Annotated in this window: 14 protein-coding genes and 1 pseudogene; 7 read left to right on the top strand and 8 right to left on the bottom strand. The window is 75.4% G+C overall.

Annotated elements, in window-relative coordinates:
- Window positions 1-33: 33 nt before the first annotated feature.
- Together OYE22_RS02630 and OYE22_RS02625 are read left to right on the top strand one after the other, a co-directional pair.
- Window positions 34-1,287: a sensor histidine kinase gene (locus tag OYE22_RS02630; RefSeq protein ID WP_277318879.1), complete on the top strand. Its 1,254-nt coding sequence runs from the start codon at window positions 34-36 to the stop codon at window positions 1,285-1,287.
- Entirely contained in the window at window positions 1,284-1,946 is a 663-nt protein-coding gene (locus tag OYE22_RS02625; RefSeq protein WP_277318878.1) for a response regulator transcription factor, read from the top strand. Before OYE22_RS02630 ends, OYE22_RS02625 begins: the two co-directional genes overlap by 4 nt.
- 132 nt (window positions 1,947-2,078) lie before the next feature.
- Here OYE22_RS02625 and OYE22_RS02620 read toward each other — a convergent pair whose 3' ends face one another.
- The 4 genes from OYE22_RS02620 to OYE22_RS02605 form a co-directional block, all read right to left on the bottom strand.
- Complete coding sequence (locus tag OYE22_RS02620; RefSeq protein ID WP_277318877.1) at window positions 2,079-3,020, bottom strand: DUF2797 domain-containing protein; 942 nt, start codon at window positions 3,018-3,020, stop codon at window positions 2,079-2,081.
- Entirely contained in the window at window positions 3,010-3,255 is a 246-nt protein-coding gene (locus OYE22_RS02615; protein ID WP_277318876.1) for a hypothetical protein, read from the bottom strand. The genes OYE22_RS02620 and OYE22_RS02615 overlap by 11 nt, the downstream gene beginning before the upstream one ends.
- A gap of 87 nt (window positions 3,256-3,342) precedes the next feature.
- Window positions 3,343-3,978 carry a GNAT family N-acetyltransferase gene (locus tag OYE22_RS02610; protein WP_277318875.1) on the bottom strand — a complete coding sequence of 212 codons (636 nt, stop codon included), beginning with the start codon at window positions 3,976-3,978 and terminating at the stop codon, window positions 3,343-3,345.
- Window positions 3,979-4,102: 124 nt separating this feature from the next.
- A complete protein-coding gene (locus OYE22_RS02605) occupies window positions 4,103-5,434 on the bottom strand; it encodes an MFS transporter (protein ID WP_277318874.1) in 1,332 nt (443 codons plus the stop codon).
- Window positions 5,435-5,451: 17 nt separating this feature from the next.
- On the opposite strand from OYE22_RS02605, the gene OYE22_RS02600 reads away from it, so the two are divergent.
- Window positions 5,452-6,726, top strand: coding sequence for an ROK family protein (locus tag OYE22_RS02600; RefSeq protein ID WP_277318873.1), 1,275 nt, complete (start codon window positions 5,452-5,454; stop codon window positions 6,724-6,726).
- A 362-nt stretch (window positions 6,727-7,088) separates the two neighbouring features.
- Here the strand turns inward: OYE22_RS02600 and OYE22_RS02595 are convergent, their stop codons facing one another.
- The gene (locus tag OYE22_RS02595) at window positions 7,089-12,137 is read right to left on the bottom strand and encodes a serine protease (RefSeq protein WP_277318872.1); all 5,049 of its coding nucleotides are present in this window, start codon (window positions 12,135-12,137) and stop codon (window positions 7,089-7,091) included.
- Between the two features lie 23 nt (window positions 12,138-12,160).
- Window positions 12,161-12,466: a trypco2 family protein gene (locus OYE22_RS02590; RefSeq protein ID WP_277318871.1), complete on the bottom strand. Its 306-nt coding sequence runs from the start codon at window positions 12,464-12,466 to the stop codon at window positions 12,161-12,163.
- 255 nt (window positions 12,467-12,721) lie between these two features.
- Here OYE22_RS02590 and OYE22_RS02585 point away from each other — a divergent pair, with 255 nt between their 5' ends.
- Together OYE22_RS02585 and OYE22_RS02580 are read left to right on the top strand one after the other, a co-directional pair.
- On the top strand, window positions 12,722-13,015 hold the full coding sequence (locus OYE22_RS02585) for an SHOCT domain-containing protein (protein ID WP_277318870.1): 294 nt from the start codon (window positions 12,722-12,724) through the stop codon (window positions 13,013-13,015).
- Window positions 13,012-13,466: pseudogene (locus OYE22_RS02580) on the top strand (hypothetical protein). The gene OYE22_RS02585 and the pseudogene OYE22_RS02580 overlap by 4 nt, the downstream one beginning before the upstream one ends.
- 265 nt (window positions 13,467-13,731) lie before the next feature.
- On the opposite strand, the gene OYE22_RS02575 reads toward OYE22_RS02580, so the two are convergent.
- Complete coding sequence (locus tag OYE22_RS02575) at window positions 13,732-14,835, bottom strand: PLP-dependent cysteine synthase family protein (protein WP_277318869.1); 1,104 nt, start codon at window positions 14,833-14,835, stop codon at window positions 13,732-13,734.
- Between the two features lie 179 nt (window positions 14,836-15,014).
- Here OYE22_RS02575 and OYE22_RS02570 point away from each other — a divergent pair, with 179 nt between their 5' ends.
- On the top strand, window positions 15,015-15,341 hold the full coding sequence (locus OYE22_RS02570) for a hypothetical protein (RefSeq protein ID WP_277318868.1): 327 nt from the start codon (window positions 15,015-15,017) through the stop codon (window positions 15,339-15,341).
- A gap of 180 nt (window positions 15,342-15,521) precedes the next feature.
- Window positions 15,522-16,082 carry an ATP-binding protein gene (locus OYE22_RS02565; RefSeq protein WP_277318867.1) on the top strand — a complete coding sequence of 187 codons (561 nt, stop codon included), beginning with the start codon at window positions 15,522-15,524 and terminating at the stop codon, window positions 16,080-16,082.
- A gap of 161 nt (window positions 16,083-16,243) precedes the next feature.
- Here OYE22_RS02565 and OYE22_RS02560 read toward each other — a convergent pair whose 3' ends face one another.
- Window positions 16,244-17,083 (bottom strand): DeoR/GlpR family DNA-binding transcription regulator, encoded by an 840-nt coding sequence (locus OYE22_RS02560; protein ID WP_277318866.1) that lies wholly within the window; start codon window positions 17,081-17,083, stop codon window positions 16,244-16,246.
- Window positions 17,084-17,430 lie beyond the last annotated feature (347 nt).

Genomic DNA, 17,430 nt, shown 5'->3' with positions numbered 1-17,430 from the left:
GCGCGGCGTCGTGGCGCGGTCTAGCGTTGCGGCATGAGCACGGAACGAGTCCACCGCGTGGGCGAGGAACGGGCGCCCGACCGGTGGACGAGCCCGGGGCCACCGTGGCGCCGTTGGGCTGCCGCGCCCTCCGGGCGCCTTCCGTGGCTGTCCTCGCTGGCCGTCGCGGTCTTCCAGTGCGTCGGCACCACCTTCGCCTCCCACCGGCAGGCTGACCGGGTCGATCTGGACCCGCTGGCCTGGTCGCTGCTGGTGCTGGGCCCCGCGCTCCTCGTGGGCCGACACCGCTACCCGCGCGTCACCGTCTTCGGCACCTGTGCCGTGGTCACGGCCTACCTGGCGGCCGGTTACCCGTACGGGCCGATCTTCCTGAGCGTGGTCCTGGCCTGTTTCTCCGCCGTCATCTCGGGCCATCGGCGGGCCGCCTGGAGCGCGGTCGGCCTGGCCTGGCTGGCGCACGCCCTGGTGACGCACTGGCTCTACCGGTGGCTCCCGCCGGGCGGCGACGCGGCGGCGGGCTGGTGGCAGGAGATGGGCATCGCCGCCTGGGTGCTGGTGATCCTCGCGCTGTCCGAACTCGCCCGGTCGCGCCGGGAACAACTGGTCCGCGAGCGCGTCGAGCGGGAGGAGGCCGAGCGGCGCCGCGCCGACGAGGAGCGGCTCCGCATCGCCCGCGAACTGCACGACGTCCTGGCGCACAGCATCTCGGTGATCAACGTTCAGGCGGGCGTCGGCCTCGCGCTGCTCGACCAGGACCCGGAACAGGCACGGACCGCGCTGACCACCATCAAGGGAGCCAGCAAGGAGGCGCTGGGCGAGGTCCGGCAGGTGCTCGACAGCTTGCGCACGCCGGGTAGCGCGCCCCGCTCGCCGGCCCCCGGACTCGACCGCGTACCCGAACTCACCGAGCAGGCGGCCGCGGCCGGCCTCCGGGTCGAGGTGCGCACCGAGGGCCACCGGGCGAACCTGCCGCCCGGCGCCGACCTCGCCGCCTTCCGCATCGTCCAGGAGGCCCTGACCAACGTCATCCGCCACTCGGAGGCGCGCGGCGCGCGCGTCCTGCTGCGCCACGACGCGAACGCCCTGCACGTGGCGATCGACGACGACGGCCCGGCCAGCTCCGCTGCCGGTGGCGGGCGCGCGGACACCCTGTCCGGCGGTAACGGGCTGGTCGGCATGCGGGAGCGGGCCGCCGCGTTCGGCGGCACCGTCCAGGCGGGGCCGCGCCCCGACGGTGGGTTCCGCGTCCTGGCCCACATCCCCCTGCCACCCGAGGAGACACCGTGATCCGCGTCGTACTCGCCGACAACCAACTGCTGGTCCGCGCCGGTTTCCGGGCGCTGCTCGCGGCCCAGCCCGACATCGAGGTGGTCGCCGAGGCCGCCGACGGCGAGCACACCGTGCGCCAGGTCCGCGAACTGCGGCCCGATGTCGTCCTCATGGACATTCGAATGCCGGTGCTCGACGGCCTCGCCGCCACGCGGCGGATCACCGAGGACCCGGCGCTCGGCGACGTCCGGGTGGTCATGCTGACCACCTTCGAGCTGGACGAGTACGTCTTCGAGGCGATCCGTTGCGGAGCCTCGGGCTTTCTCGTCAAGGACACCGAGCCGGACGAGCTGCTGCGCGCCGTGCGGGCCGTCGTGGAGGGCGACGCGCTGCTGTCGCCCGGCGTCACGCGCCGTCTGATCGCGGAGTTCGCGGCCCGCTCCAAGGAACCCGCCGCCGTCGGCCTCACGGAACTCACCGACCGCGAGCGCGAGGTGATGGCGCTGGTGGGCATCGGCCTGTCGAACGAGGAGATCGCCCGGCGCCTGGTCGTCAGCCCGCTCACGGCCAAGACGCATGTCAGCCGCGCCATGGTCAAGCTCGGCGCCCGCGACCGGGCCCAACTCGTCGTCCTCGCGTACGAGTCGGGGCTCGTGCGCCCGGGTTGGCTGGGCTGAGCGGGCTGAACGGCGTCGCTGCCCGCCGTGTGTGCCGGACCGGGCGATGTGGACCGAGCGGGACCACCAGCCCGGTGGCGGAGTGTGAGGCCCGGGGCGGATGAGTACCTGGCGGTTCGGGATCGGCGTCGCTCAGAACAGGGGCTCAGGGGTCGGCGGCGAGGGCGGGGGCTCGGTCGGGCGTACGGGCGCGGTGGTGGGGGCGGACGGGTCGGCCGTGGCGAGCGGCCACCCCGCCAGTTGACGGGTGTCGAGGATCAGGGCGCGGCCGTCCGTGTCGCGGAGCGAGACGTCGGGGCCCGCGACGGCCTCGACGGTGCCCACCACCGTGCTGTGCGGGGCGAGTTGTACGAGGCCGGCCGGCCCCGGTGGCCGGGGCCGGCCGAGCGCGAAGGCCGCGTCGTGGTGGACCGGGGCGCACGGCAGGACCTGGAGCGACTCCGGCAGCGCGTGCAGCGCGCGGGCCCGGGCGTGCAGCTCGGCCAGCTCGGCCGCTCGCTCCGGCGGAGGCGGCGCGGCGTCCCGGGCCGCCCGCTTGGCCGCGTACGGAATCCGGTCGGGTACGGCCAGGGCCGCCCCGAGTACGGCCTCGGCACGGCGGGCGGCCATCAGGGGGCCGCGCCCGAGCAGCACGTAGGAGAGCGCGGCCTGTTCGAGCAGCCGGGCCCCCTCGCGCTCGGTCGCGGTGATGCCCACCTTGATCCAGCCGGGCCCGAACCAGGCGAGGTACACGTCGTAGGGGCGCGGGTCGTCGGCGCGGGTGTCGGCCGCCACGGAGTACGACCGGTCGAGCCGCGCGCACTCGGGGCACTGGGCGGACACCCCCGCCGGGGGGATCACCGCTTCGGTCGGGCAGGCGGTGTGTCGGTCGCCCCTGCGCACCCCGACGCAGCGCCGGGCCGCGCCCGTGGTGAAGGCCACGGGTCGGCCGGGGGACAGGGCGGAGGCGCGCTCGCCGCGCACGGGGTGGCGCCAGAGCAGGGCGGGCTCAGCTGCCGGGCTCCAGCGCAGCCCCGCACACCGCCAGCCGGAGTCTCCGGATCGCGGCTCGCGCGGCACGCGGTCATCGGTCATGGCCGGGCCCCTGGTCGCCGTGGCGTGGGCGTGGGCACCGGCGAACGGTCGAGGTGCCGCTACGGTCACTGCGGTCGTGCGACGACGCGAGCCCGTCCTCTCGTACGGTGTGCGCCGCGCCGCGCGGAGCCCCGTCTCGGTTCCGCTCGGCCGGTACGTGGGCCCGGAACCGGTCTCCGGCGGCGAGCGGCGTCCCCTCGGGGGCGACGACCTCGGTCAGCTTCCCGTACTTCATGTCCGGGAGTGTGCCAGCCGCCCCTGACATCGCTCCGGCGCGACTGCCAGCCCGAGGGCGGACGAGGCGGGGGAGGCGGCTCGGGCGTCAGCTGCCCGGGCCTCGGCGGGTTCCCGAAATCTGGTCGGTGTTGAGGTCGTGGCGGTCCCCGTCCGTGGTCACGGAGAGGTCACCGGGCCTGCCCGGTGAGAGGAACACGACGACGTCCGTCTCGTTGCCCGGTAGGGGCTCGGGTTCCTGCCAACCGATGCGGCGGTAGAACGCGAGCGTCTCGTGCGCCTGATCCCAGGTCAGCAGCCACGCCCGGCCACCGGGCGCGGTGTCGACAAGGGCGGAGAGCAGCCGCCGCCCCAAACCGGTACCGCGGGCGTCTGGCCGCACCCCCAGCTCGTCGACCTCGAAGGCGCCCACCAGCAACTCGTCCACCCGCTCGGCGCCGAGTCGCGTGGTCACCTTCCCGTAGGCACGGTCAGTGCGGAACGGGGCCTGAGTGGTCCAACCCGTGACGAAGCCCTGCACCCTGCCGTCGTCCGACGTGGCCAGTACGGCCCGAAACCCCGGGCGGTGCGCGTCCGTCGCGAGCCGCTCCCGGAACTCCGCCCGGGTCGCCTGCGCGTCGCGGCTCTCCCAGGGCGGGGCGGTGAAGACGTCGACGTACGCGTCGGTGAGCTCGTCGGCGGCGTCGAGGACGTCGGAGCCGAAACGCGGCGTAGTCAGCACCATATCCTCAGAGGTTCACCGGTCATCTATATGTCGTAGCGGTTCGTCAGATTACACGTGCGGCGGCCCACTGGGTTCCGGCTGGCCCGGGGAACGCGCGGGCGAGCGGCCCCGTGCGCGGACGCGGTCAACTTGCGGGTGGGCGGAGCGCGTTGCGGCTGGCGTAGGCGACGGCTGCCGCGATTGCCGCGAGTAGGGCGACGGTCGTCAGCGCCGTCGGCAGCGAGAACCAGTCGGCGACGAAACCGATCGCCGGCGGGCCGCAGAGCATGCCGCCGTAGCCGAAGGTGGAGGCGGTGGCGACGCCGCTCGGGCCGTTCAGGGCGCCGGCGCGTTCGATGGCGATCGGGAAGATGTTGGCCAGCCCGAGACCCGTGACCGCGAAGCCGAGCAGGGCCAGCCAGACCGTGGGGGCCAGGGAGCCGACGAGCATGCCGGTGGCGGCCGTCGCGCCGCCCGCCACCAGGGCGCGGGTCTGGCCGAGGCGTTCCAGGAGCGCCGTTCCGGACAGCCGGCCGATGGTCATCGTGGCGGCGAAGACCGAGTAGCCGGCCGCCGCGACGCCCGGGTGCGCGTCGAGGTCCTGCTCCAGGTGGAGCGCGCCCCAGTCGGCCAACGCGCCCTCGCCGTAGGCCGTACACAGGGCGATCAGCCCGAAGACGGCGACCAGTCGCCGGGTACGCCGGGCCGCGCCCCGGCCCGCGGCCTCCCCGACGGGTTCGAACCGCCCGCCGGGCTCGGCCCGGGTCGACGACGGGTGGTGGGCGGGGTCGGTCGCCTCGGGTCGTGACGGGCGGCGGCGGGGCGCCGTGGGCGTGGCCGGCCGCTCGTGCTGTCGCCGTGGAACCGGGTGGGTCAGGAGCGCGCGGCCGGCGAAGGCCGTGAGGGCGAGCCCGCACACGGTGAGGGCGGTCAGGTGTGTGGTGGCCGACAGCCGCCCCGCGACCAGGCCACCGAGGCCCGCCCCGAGCATGCCGCCGAGGCTGAAGGCGGCGTGGAACGTGGGCATGACCGGTCGGCGCAGCGCGGCCACCAGGTCCACCGCCGCGCTGTTCATCGCGACGTTGAGGCCGCCGTAGCCCGCGCCGAAGACGAGGAGTACCAGGCCGAGGGCGAGCGCCGAGTGGGTGTGCGCCGGCAGCGCGACGCTCAGGGACATCACGACGGCGGCGACGACGGTCATGGGCTGGTGCCCGAACCGTTGGCAGAGCCGGCCGGTGACCATCATGGTGGCCACCGCGCCCGCGGAGACGCCGAGCAGGGCGAGCCCGAGGGCGCCGGTCGAGGCGCCGGTTTGTTGCTTGATGGCGGGAATGCGCACGACCCAGCCGGCGAAGATGAAGCCGTCCAGGGCGAAGAAGAGGGTGAGCGCCGCCCGCAGGCGACGGATGGCGGGGTCTACGGTGGCGTTGCTCCGCCCCCACGGAGTGGCCGTCCGTATTTTGTTCAGCGTCGGCACAAAGCCAGAATAGGGGCGTGACCCAGACACGGACAAGACTGGAGCGGGGCCGCGGAGCACTCGGCCCGGCGCTGGAGCTCGTACACACAGGTCGCGCCCCCACGCGCGCGGTGCTGACGGCGGAGCTCGGCGTGACCCGCGCGACCGCGGGTGCCGTCGCCGCCGAACTGGAGGCGCTCGGCCTGATCCGGGTGGACTCGCGGCCGGGCGCGGCCGCCGGCACCCAGGGCCGCCCCTCGCACCGGCTCACCGTCGCCCCGGACGGTCCCGTCGTGCTCGCCGCGCAGGTGCACGTGGACGGGTTCCGGGCGGCGCTGGTCGGCCTCGGTGGCCGGATCGTGGCCACGGCACCGGGCTGCATGACGGTGCCCGCCGACCCCGCGGCGGTGCTGGACGCCGTCGTCGCGGCCGGGGCCGAGCTGCTGCGCGCCAGCGGGCGCCGCTGCCTGGGCGCGGGACTCGCCGTGCCATCGGCCGTCGCCGAACCGGAGGGCACGGCGCTCAACCCGCTGCACGTCGCCTGGCAGGCCGGCGCGCCGGTACGGGAACTGTTCCGGCGCAGCCTCGCCCGCGCGGGCGTCCCCGGACCCGGCGATGCCACGGCCACGGTCGTGCCCGCTGTCCCCTCGGCGACCGACTCCGCGCCCGGCGCGCCGATCGGGCAGACCGGCAACGACGTCAACCTCGCGGCGCTGGCCGAGTACCGCCACGGAGCGGGCCGTGGCGCCCGGCAACTGCTGTGTGTGGCCACCGGGCACCGTGGCGTGGGCGGCGCGCTGGTGCTCGACGGGCGGCTGCATACCGGTAGCTCGGGGCTCGCCCTGGAGGTCGGGCACCTGACGGTGCACGAGGAGGGGCGTGCCTGCCACTGCGGCAGCCGTGGATGCCTCGACGTCGAGGCCGACCCGCTGGCCTTCCTGACCGCGGCCGGCCGCGAGCCCGGCCCCGAGGTGTCCCTCCTCCAGCAGGCGCGCGACCTGCTCCGCGACGAGTACGCCGACCCCTCCGTCCGCGCCGCGGCCCACCTGCTCATCGACCGGCTCGGCCGCGGCCTTGCCGGCCTGGTCAACATCCTCAACCCGGACCGGATCATCCTCGGCGGGCTCCACCGCGACCTGCTCGACGCCGACCCGGAGCGGCTGCGCGCGGTCGTCGCGGAGCGCAGCCTGTGGGGCCGCAGCGGTGGGGTGCCGTTGCTGCCCTGCACACTCGACTACAACAGCCTGGTGGGCGCGGCCGAACTCGCCTGGCAGCCGGTCCTCGACGACCCGCTGCGGGCGCTCAGCGCCTGAGGCGACCACCACGGGCGGGTGCCGCCACTCGGTGCCGCGCGTCGGGCGCCCGCGCACGCCGGGTGCGCGGTTGCGGGGCGCGACGTGGGTCGTACGCCGGCGGGCACGGCCGGCCCGGCTGGCTCGTGTCGGCGTACCAGCGCGGAGGCGCGCCGGGTGGTGCCGTGTCGGCGTACCAGCGTGGAGGCGCGCCGGGTGGTGCCGTGTCGGCGTACCAGCGTGGAGGCGCGCCGGGTTGTGCCGTGTCGGCGTACCAGCGAGCCGGCGTGCGCCAGGTGGCCCGGTCATGGCCGGTGTCCAGTCGGAGTGGTTGCCGGCGTGGGCGACAGCCGCCGGCCGGAGCGATCGCGGGTGAGGGGGAGTCAGCCGCCGGTCGGGGAGACCGCGTCCGGTGCTGGTGCCGGCGCCGTGCGCTGCGGGCCCGGGGCGGGGCACGGTTCCTCGGGGTGGGCGGCCAGGTGCGCGGCGACGCGCTCGGCCACGGTGTGCTCCGGATTGGCCGCGAGCCAGCGCCGGGCGTACGCGACGGCGTGCCGCCGCTGGTCAGGGGAGCACTCCGCGCGTCCGAGCAGCGCCTCCACCACCGAGCCGACGCCGCCCGTCGGCTCGCGCCCCAGTAGCCAGTCCAGGCCGTGGCCGATGGCGCGCGCCGCCTGCTCACCGGTCAGCCGCTTGCCCAGCACCAGCCGCAGCAGTGGCTTGGCCTCGCTGGTCTCGGCCCCGTCGACCTGCCGCAGGGCCCGTTCGATCGCGGCCTGTTCGTGCTCGTGGGCCAGCTCCCGGTGGCGCAGCAGGGCCAGCAGCACCGGGCGGGTCTTGAACGTCCGGCCGCTGGTCCGGGTCAGCAGCGCGAACGCCTCCTCGGCCGCGTCCCACCGCTGCTCGGCGGTGAGGTCCGCGGTGCGTAGCAGCGCGATGATCACCAGCCGGGTCTTGACCGCTGCCGGCGACCGCAGGTAGGCCAGCGCCTGTCCGGCCACCGCTCGCCGCTGCTCGGGCCGCAGGTCCTCGTTCTCCAGCAGCGCGACGAAGTCCCGCCAGCTCAACACGGTGGCCAGCGCGGCGTGCACGGCGGACAGCATGAGGCGCCGGTCCAGTGCCCCGCCGCCCGGCGGCCCATCGCCGGGGCCCCGCGCCGCGTCGCTCGCACCCCCGGGCCGGGCGGGCGGCGCGGCGGCGGGGTGGGCCTCGTCGGGCCGTGCCAGCAGGCGCAGCAGCACCGCGCCGCGCTCCGGGTCGTCCGGGTGCGCCAGCAACCAGGCCCGGGTCTCCTCCACACCGCGTAACCAGGCGCCGAAACCGTCGTCCCCGTGATCGGTGAGGAAGGCGCGGACCTCCGGGGCCCACGGGTGCTCGGAGTTGACCGCGTACCAGTTCAGCGCGTGGGCGTTGAGCGCGCGCCGCTGGTCATCGGCCAGCCCCGGCCGCCCGGCGAGCGCGAACAGCGCCCGGGGCGCGTCGGCGAGCCGCTCACACGCGGCCAGCCAGCCGAACCCGAGGGCCGTCGCCCGCGCGTGGGCGGCCTCCTCCAGCGGGCGGTCGAGCAGCGCGAGCAGCGGGTCCAGCGTCCCGCCGGAGGGCTCCGCCGCCACCAGACGGGTCGCCAGCTCCACGGCGCCCGCCTCCTGCCGCGCGGTGAGCCGCGGCAGGCGCAGCACGGCGGCGACGGCGGCGCGCACCGCGCGGATGGGCGCGCCCTCCTCGGCGCTCAGGGCCAGTGCCCGGTCGGCCAGGTGGGTCGCCTCGGCCGCCGTCAGGTCCGGTTGGCCCAGCAGCGCGGCGAGGTCGCTCAGGTCCGGCGCGGGCAGCGGCCCGTTGCCCTGGGGCCAGCCACGGTTGCCGCCGCTCCAGCCGCGCGCCCGCAACACCCGCAGCCACAGGTACCCGCGGTCGCGGTGGCGCCGGGGGAGGCCGAGCCAGTCCGCCGCGTGCTCCAGCGCGCGCGCCTCCTGCGCCGGGAGCAGCTCGGGCGTGCCCAGCAACAGGCGCAGCGTCACCCCCACCTCGTCCACCAGCCCGCCATGCGCCAGCCCCTCGGCCGACTCGTCGCCTCCCAACTCCGCTCCTTTTAGCCCGACTTCCGCGCACAGATCCGCCGTGTCTCCCTCGGGCCCGGCGGCCGGCGTCGCGGCCGAGCACGCCGCCCCCACCGGGGGCGCGCCGACATCGAGATCGTCGGGTGGCCGCGCCGGCGTGTGCGCCCGCAGCCAGTCCAGGGCCGCGTCGGCGGCGCGGCGGACCTGGTCGCGGCGCATCTCCCGACAGGCGAGGGCGGCCCGGTGCACGGCGGCGCCGTCGGCCTCGGCGCCGTACGACTCAAGCCAGTGCAGGGCGAAGTCGGCGCTGCGGTGCAGCCGGTCGCCCGGGGCCGCGCCGCCGAGCAGCGCGCTCAGCACCGCCGGGGCCTCCGGCGCCCGCGGGTGGGCCTGTGCCCAGGCCAGCGCGCGCTCGGCCAGGTCGGCCGCGCGCTCGCCCAGACCGGCGGCGTCGGCCAACAGGGAGCCCAGCACGTCCCCCGCGGCGAGCGAGTCGCCGTAACCGCCCACCCACTCCCACGCCATCTCGACCACCAGGGCGCGCTGCTCGCCGGCCAGGGCGGGGTGCGGCAGCAGGGGTCCGAACACCTGGGCCGCCGCGAGCGTGGCGGCGTGCCCGTGCCGGAGCCAGAGCACGGCCTGGTCCACGGCGCGCCCCGCGCGCAACGCGGCCAGGTCGCCGCGGCGCAGCAGCGCCCGCAGCACGAACCGGGCCACCGGCTCCGCCTCGTTGTGCGCCAGCCAGGTCAGCGCGAGCCCGGCGGTCTGCTTCTGCTGCTGGCGGCTGAGTTCCGGATGGGCGGCCAGTGGGGCCAGCACGAGGCTGGCGACGCGTTGCGTGCCGTGGCCGTGTCCGATCCAGGTCAGTGCCGCCGACACGGTCCGCCGCGCGACGGCACGGTCCACGTCCGCGCGCGCCAGCAGCCGGTGCAGCACGTGGGCGGCGTCCGTGGTGGCGTGTACGTGCAGCCAACTGAAGGCGTACTGGACGGCCGCCGTCAGCCGCCGCGTGTCCAGGGCCCGGTCCTCGCGCAGCAGCGCGCCGATCACGAACCGGGCCGAGCGGTGCCGCTTCCACAGCCCCAGCCAGGCCAGCGCGTAGTCCGTGACGCGTACCTCGTCCCGCGCGCTCAGATCGCGGCGCTCCAGCAGGGCGTGGATCACGTGGTGCGAGGTCTCCGCCTCGGGCCCGCCCCGGTACAGCCAGGTCAGAGCCGCCTCGACCAGCCGCTCCGGCACCGGTCCGCTGGCCGACTCCACGGCCTGGGCCAGCAGGGTCCGCGCGGTGGGCGAGTCCTTCTCGCGCACCAGCCACGGCTGCGCCACCTCGTCCCAGACCCCGTCCACCGACGCCTGCCAGGGGCGCCGGCTGAGCAGCGTGAGCAGCGCCTGCCGGCCGTCCTCGCCGGCCCGCTTGAGCAGCGCGCCGACGCGGGGCGCGGCGGCCCGCAGCCACTCGCCGCCAAGGCGGGCCACCTGGCGGCCGTCCGCGTCGTCGAGGTCGGCGGCCAGCCGCGCCAGGTGGCCGGCGAAGCCACCGAAGGTGCGGGCGCTGGTCAGCGAGGTGGAGAACACGGCGTGCAGCGAGTCCGGGTGCACCGGCCCCGCGGGCAGCAGCAGTTGCCGTACGAGTTCGTCGGTGACGATGTCGTGGACCACCATGAGTTGGTCCTCGTGCGGCTCCTCAAGCCAGCCGAGTTCGGTCAGGCTGCGCACGACGTACTCGCCGTCGAGCCCGCTGTCCCGGCCTTCGAGGAAGGCGTCCACCGTGGCGACGACGGCGTCCCGTGGCTGCGGGCAGGCGTAGGCGGCCACGGTCGCGGCCAGTTGCCGGTCGCTGGGCGGACGCGGGGCGCCGCCGTCCGCGTCGGCGTCCCAGTCGGTGGCCTCCGGGGGCCGCAGCCGGTCCTCCTGGAGCCGGGGGTCGAGCCAGGCCAGCAGGTCGTCGCTGCGCCAGCCGGTCAGGTGCGGGAGGTCCTGGCGGGCCAGGTAGCGGCGCTCGATCTGGGCGGCGACCAGGAGCGCGATGATCGGCCGGTTGCCGCACGCCGCCCGCAGCGCGGCCCGCCCCAGGCCGTCGAGGGCGTGCGGGGCGACCACCGGCAGCATCGCGTCGATCACGGCACCCTGGTGACCGCTGTCCTGACGCAGCGCCACCTCGTCGAAGTGCTGGCGTACGCCGCGCTTGCGCAGTACGGGCAGCGTGCCGGGGCGGGTCGACGCCACGCAGGCGACCCGGATGCCGCGCTCGGCCGCGCCGAGCATGAACTCGTCGGCGAGCGCGCCGAGATCGAGCTGCGCGCACGTGTCGAGGTAGTCCAGCACCAGCAGCACCCGCGACCGGCCGGCGTCGAAGACGGCCTGTTCGAGGTGGGCCACGGTCAGCGAGCGCTGCCGGTCGGTGCGTACGTGCAGGACGTGCCAGCCGTCGTCGTGCGCCGCCTGGGCCACCTCGAAGCAGGTACGGGTCTTGCCCGTGCCCGCCGCGCCCACCAGCAGCACCCCGCGCCCCCGCTCGGAGTCGACCAGCCGCTCCAGGAGGCGGCGCGGCGCGGCCTCGCTGCCCGGGCCCGGGCTGACGAAGGGCAGGTGCTCGGGCAACAGGTAGCTGCGCGTGCCGCGCAACCTGGCCAACACGCTCTCGTGGGTGCGCACGTTGCTGGGCAGACCGCGCGGCGCCCCACCGGGCAGCGGGACGTCCACCGGCTCCGGGGTGACCTCGTGGGCGCGCAGGTAGCGGGTGAACTTGCCGGCGTCGGCCAGCGATTCGACGCGGGTGGCGATGGTGGAGCGGGCGCCGGCCGGGGTGAGGTGGGCGGCGTACACGCCGACGACCAGGTGTTCCGCGCGCGGACCGGGCCCGCGCGGGACGAGCACCGCCGCCCCGGAGAACCCCTCCCACGGCGAGCCGGCCCCCGGGACGTCCGCGGGCTGCGCGCTCTCGTGCCACAGGTCGAGGCCGCCCGCGTCCGGCCGGGACGCGAGCTGGATGGTGCCGGTCGCCTGCCGTCGCCGCGGCTGCCCGTCCTCGCGCGCGTACCGGGGGAAGCCCATGGCGTGGAAGGGCACCGTGTCCAGCGCGTGCGGCAGGCGCCCGAAGCGCATCGGCGCCAGCGCGTCCACCGCCTCGTCCAGGACCAGCAGCGCCAGGTCGAGTTCCCCGTGTGGCACCACCAACTCGACCTCGGCCGCGCCCGCGCCCCGACGTGGCGCGGGCCGCAACACGCGGTACGCGTACGCCCCGTCGTCCACCACGTGGCGGGCGGTCAACACGAGTTCGCCGGTCAGCAGGAAGCCGGAGCCGCCGTAGTGCACGCCGCCGTCCGTACGGCTGACCCGCACCACCTCGACGGCCCGGTCCGGCAGGTCCCGCACGCCATCGCCGTCGCCAACCACCGTCAGTCAGGCCGCCGTTCGGGCGCGGCGGCGATCCGCACGTGACCTCCGGTGGCCATCTCGGCGGCGAGCTGCAACGACAGGGAGTGGGTGGTGGCGGTGGACGAGGAGGCGCCACCGTCGGCCGACACGACCCAGAACCTGAGCCCCGCGTGTCCCTCGCGCGCGTTCTCCACGGCCACCTGGAGATCGAGACTGATGGACTCGATACGGAACCTGATCGCCTCGTCCTCGCCGTCGGCCATCGCCTCCGCCAACTCCGCCCGCAGTCCGCGGATGGCCCGCGCGAGCCCGATCTCCGTGCCCATGCCGTCGCTCCCCTCAAGCCAGAACACTCACCGTACAACGCGCTGACCGCCCGCGATCACCCTCTTCAGGCCACGACGCCCCCGGCCCGGACCCTCCGGATCACCCCTTTGTCACCCGGCGCGGTAGCCGTGCACCGCACGCGTACTCCCCACGGGGTACGTCAGGTGCCGCTGACCGTACGACGACGGGAGGGCCACCGCGCAGCAGGCTCGGTCGTGACAGGCACAGCCCATCCACCGAGGAGTCCGATCACGATGAACACGCTCGCGCACGGCTGGGGCGACGGCGGGGGACCCGGCCCCTGGATCCTGCTGTTCCCCCTCGTCTGGGCCCTGGTCATCGGGGGCGGCGTCGCCCTCGTGCGGCGCACCGTCTGGCGTGGCCGCGGGCCGTGGGGCCGGGCCTCGGCGCCGGCCGCGCCCGGGGCGCACTCGCCGCTGACCATCCTCGGCCGCAGGTTCGCCGCCGGGGAGATCGACGAGGACGAGTACTGGCGCCGACTCTCCGTCCTGAGCGAGGAGTTCGGCCCCCGGAGTGGTACGGCGTGAACACCCTCCCCACCGCCGCGTCGGCCGCCGCGCACCGTGCCGCGGCCGACGACACCGCCTGCGCCGCCCGCGTCCGCGACGCCGTCAAGGTCCACGGGGTGGGCGAGACCGAGGTGCGGGCCCTGGACGGGGTGAGCGTCGGCTTCCCCGTCGGGCGGTTCAACGCGATCATGGGCCCGTCCGGCTCCGGCCCGACGAACCCACCGGCAACCTCGACTCCCGCTCGGGCGACGAGGTCCTCGGGCTGCTCGGCCGGGCCGTGCGCACCATGGGACGTACCGTCGTCATGGTCACCCACGACCCGGTCGCCGCCGCGCACGCCGACGAGGTGGTCATGCTGGCCGACGGCCGCCTGGTGGACCGGCTGGCCGAGCCGACCGCGGAGCGCGTACTCGACCGGCTGGCAGCGCTCGACCACGGGACGGGCGCCCGGGGGAGGGCGGCGCCATGAGCGGTGACCGCGCCGTCCTGCCGATGGCCAGGTCGCCGGGCCAACGAGGCGGACGGCCGCCACCGCGCTGACGATCGGCGTGTGCGTGGTGTCGCTGTTCACCGTCTTCGCCGCCTCACTGAAGTCGACCCTCGACGACACCGTGTCGCGGACCTTCGCCGGCGACGTCGCGGTCAGCGTCCCGGCGTTCGGCGGCGGCGGCTCCGGGCTCAGCCCCGGCCTCGCGCCCGCGCGGGTGACAGCGCACGCCGGGTGGCGCGCGCCGTCACCGCCAGACGCCCTCCGCCAGGAAGCGGTCGAGGGTGGCGGCGTACGGCGTGATGTCCAGGCCCTGCTCGGCGAGCCAGCCGTCGGAGTAGTACTTGTCCAGGTAGCGGTCGCCCGGGTCGCACAGCAGGGTGACGACGCTGCCGGTGCGCTGGTCCGCGACCATCTCCGCGACGATCCGCAGCGCGCTCCACAGCCCGGTGCCGGTCGAGCCACCCGCCTTGCGGCCGATGGCCTTCTCCAGGGCGCGCACGGCCGCCACGCTCGCCGCGTCCGGCACCTTCATCATCCGGTCGATCGCGCCGGGCACGAAGCTGGGCTCCATCCGTGGGCGGCCGATGCCCTCGATCCGTGAACTCCGCTCGACGTGCGCGTCCCGGTCGCCGGTGACCCAGCCGTCGAAGAAGCACGAGTTCTCCGGGTCGGCGACACACACCAGCGTGCGGTGCTGCATGTAGCGCACGTACCGGCCGATCGTCGCCGAGGTGCCGCCGGTGCCGGCGGTGGCCACGATCCAGCTCGGCTCCGGGTAGCGCTCCAGCCGAAGCTGCTGGTAGATCGACTCGGCGATGTTGTTGTTGCCCCGCCAGTCGGTGGCCCGTTCGGCGTAGGTGAACTGGTCCATGTAGTGCCCGCCGGTTTCCGTGGCGAGCGCGGCGGACTCCGCGTACATCGTCCGGGGGTCGTCCACGAAGTGGCACCGGCCGCCGTGGAACTCGATCAGACGGCACTTCTCACGACTGGTCGTCCGCGGCATCACGGCGATGAACGGCACCCCGATCAGGCTGGCGAAGTACGCCTCGGAGACGGCCGTCGAACCGCTGGACGCCTCGATGACGGGCTTGCCCGGGCGGATCCAGCCGTTGCACAGCCCGTACAGGAACAGCGACCGCGCCAGCCGGTGCTTGAGGCTGCCCGTGATGTGCGTGGACTCGTCCTTGAGGTAGAGGTCGATGCCCCACCGCTCGGGCAGCGGGAAGCGCAGCAGATGGGTGTCGGCCGAACGGTTGGCATCGGCCTGGACCTTGCGCACGGCGTCGCCCAGCCAGGCGCGGTAGTGCGGGTCGGTGCGGTCCACGTCGATCGTCTCGGTGCTGTCCATGCCACTCCTCGTGCTGTTCCCGGGACCGGTGGTGGACCTGACCCGATTTCGATCATAAAGCGGCTCTGGTGCCCGGCTCGTACGGCAGGCAAACTGCCCCTTGGACGTAGGGTGACGGCGATGCCGATGAGCGGATGGCCGGCGGGCGCGGGCGCCCGGGCGATGGGGAGGCGTGAATCGTGGCGGATACCGAGTTCAACGCGACCGGGGTACGGATCGAGCGCTCGCTGCGCTCGGTGACCCGCGCCGGACAGGTGCTGATCAAGGACGGCAGACTGAAGCTGTTGACCAGCTACGGCAGCGAGATCGACAGCGCTCCGCTGCGCTCGGTGCAGGCGGGCAAGCCCTGGTTCGCCGCCCGCGACCAGGCGCGCGCCATCGTCAACGGGACCCGGTACGTGCTGACGCTCGGTCAGCGCGAGTCGGGGGCCACGGACGGTCCGGCCGCCGCGCGGCGCTTCCTGGACGTGATCCGCTCGGCGCAGGGCGAGCCCCGCACGAGCTGATCGCGAGTTGCGCGGTCGCGCCGATGGCGGGACGCTGGACGCGCATCGGTGTCACCGAGAGTTCACCAGTGGTTACGCTGCGAGCCAGCGCGCTGGTCGGGCGCGGAGGGTAGTCCCGCGCGCCCCACTCCCGCTCACACCTGATGCAGGCTAGCCCTACTTTTCCAGGGAGTTGCGGCCGTGATCAGCAGCCCGAGCAGGCATTGCACCGTGGAGCTCCAGGCTCTCCCGGAGCGGATCGGCCAGGTCCGCAGGATCGTATCGGCGCAGTTGCGCCACTGGCACTTGGAAGCGCTCATCGAGTCGGCGGTCCTCGGCGTCTCCGAGCTGTTGACCAACGTCTACCTGCACGCCGAACCCGACAAGCGCTGCACCGTGGACCTGGAGTGGGCGCTCGACGGGCTCACCGTCTCCGTCCGCGACCGCGACACGCGCGAGCCCGCGGCGCCCACCCTCGACCCACTGGGCACACACGGGCGCGGCCTCGCCCTGATCGCCGCGCTCAGCCAGAGCTGGGGCGTGCGCGGCACCGCCGACGGCGGCGGCAAGACCGTGTGGTTCACGCTGCCCGCCGCCCAGGCCGACCCGCGCCCGACGCGGCGCTCGGCCCAACGGGCGGCCGTGCCGCTGGGCCCGCCCAGCACCGGCCCGGAGGGTGATCGGCCGACCGCGGCGGCGACGCTGGGCGCCTACCCCAGACCGCCGCTGGAGCGTCACCCCGCCGAGGCCGCCAGCCGCTGAACCACCACCCCGACCGAGCCCCTTCCACCGCGACCGCGCGTCACGCGGCCGGGCCGTGACCCGTATACCCCCACAGGTCGCCTGAGCCGCGTGCGCCGTGCGCGCCGGGGACGCCGGCCGGTGGAGGCGCGCGCCAATGGGGACGCCGGCCGGTGGGGCTCCTACGCGCCGGCCAGCACCAGTTCGCGCAGGTGCTCCGCCATCTCCTCGCGCGCCGCGCGCGGCAGCCCCGCGTCGGTGACGAGCACGTCCACCTCGCTCAGCGCGGCGAACGAACTCAGGCCCACCTTGCCCCACTTGGTGTGGTCGGCCACCACGACCACCCGGCGCGCGGACCGCAGGAAGTGGCGGTTGGTCTCGGCCTCGGCCAGGTTCGGCGTCGACAGCCCGGCCTCGGCCGACACGCCGTGCACCCCGAGAAAGAGCACGTCGAAGTGGAGCGAGCGGATCGCCGCGTCCGCCACCGGGCCGACCAGCGCGTCCGACGGCGTGCGCACCCCACCCGTGAGCACCACGGTCGCCGCGCCGAAGGACCGCTCCCGGCCGCCGGCCCCCTCCGACGCGGCGTCGGCCGCCCGCCGCGCGCTGTGGAACACGTCCGCGATCCGCATGGAGTTGGTCACCACCGTCAGCCCCGGCACGTCCACCAGGTGCTGCGCCAGCGCGTGGGTCGTCGTGCCACCGGAGAGCGCGATGGCCGAGCCCGGCACCGCGAGCGGAGCCGCCGCGCGCGCGATGTCCTCCTTCGCGCTGAGCTCCATCCCGGACTTCGCCTCGAACCCCGGCTCGTGCGTGCTGGCCTCGGCGATCGGCACGGCCCCGCCGTGCACCTTCTCCACCACCCCGAGCCGCGCCAGCGCGTCCAGGTCGCGGCGCACCGTCATGTCCGACACCTTGAGCTTGCGCGTGAGTTCGTTGACCCGCGCCCCGCCGTGCCGCCTGACCTCATCGAGAATCAGGGCACGTCGCTGCTCCGCGAGGAGGTTCTGATTCTCGCTCACCCCGCCCGTCCCTTCCGCCCAGCCGCCGATGTCCGCGCACATCTTCGCACGCGGGTACGCGACCCCCGGAGCGGGCACAATCGCCTCAGCGGGACTACCCGCGGGCCCGGTCAGCGGCTCCGTACCGCAACCGCCGCCGCCCGCCGCGGCGTCCCATCGAGCGCGGCTATTCCCGCACCAACACCGGATCGGGGGACACGGTGGCGCCAACGAAGCGGCCCGACGACGAGACCAACCCAACCCGTGCGCACGCGCCGGCTCAGGCCGGCACCGCGGCGCCGCCACTTCCCGCGGCCCATGCCGCGCCGCCCCCCGTCCCGGCCGGGCCCGCCGCCGCACCCGGGCCG

Origin of the sequence: Streptomyces sp. 71268 (assembly GCF_029392895.1) — a bacterium.
GTDB lineage: Bacteria > Actinomycetota > Actinomycetes > Streptomycetales > Streptomycetaceae > Streptomyces.
Note: the sequence above shows the minus strand (reverse complement) of the source record. Positions and strands in the feature narration are given on the sequence as shown.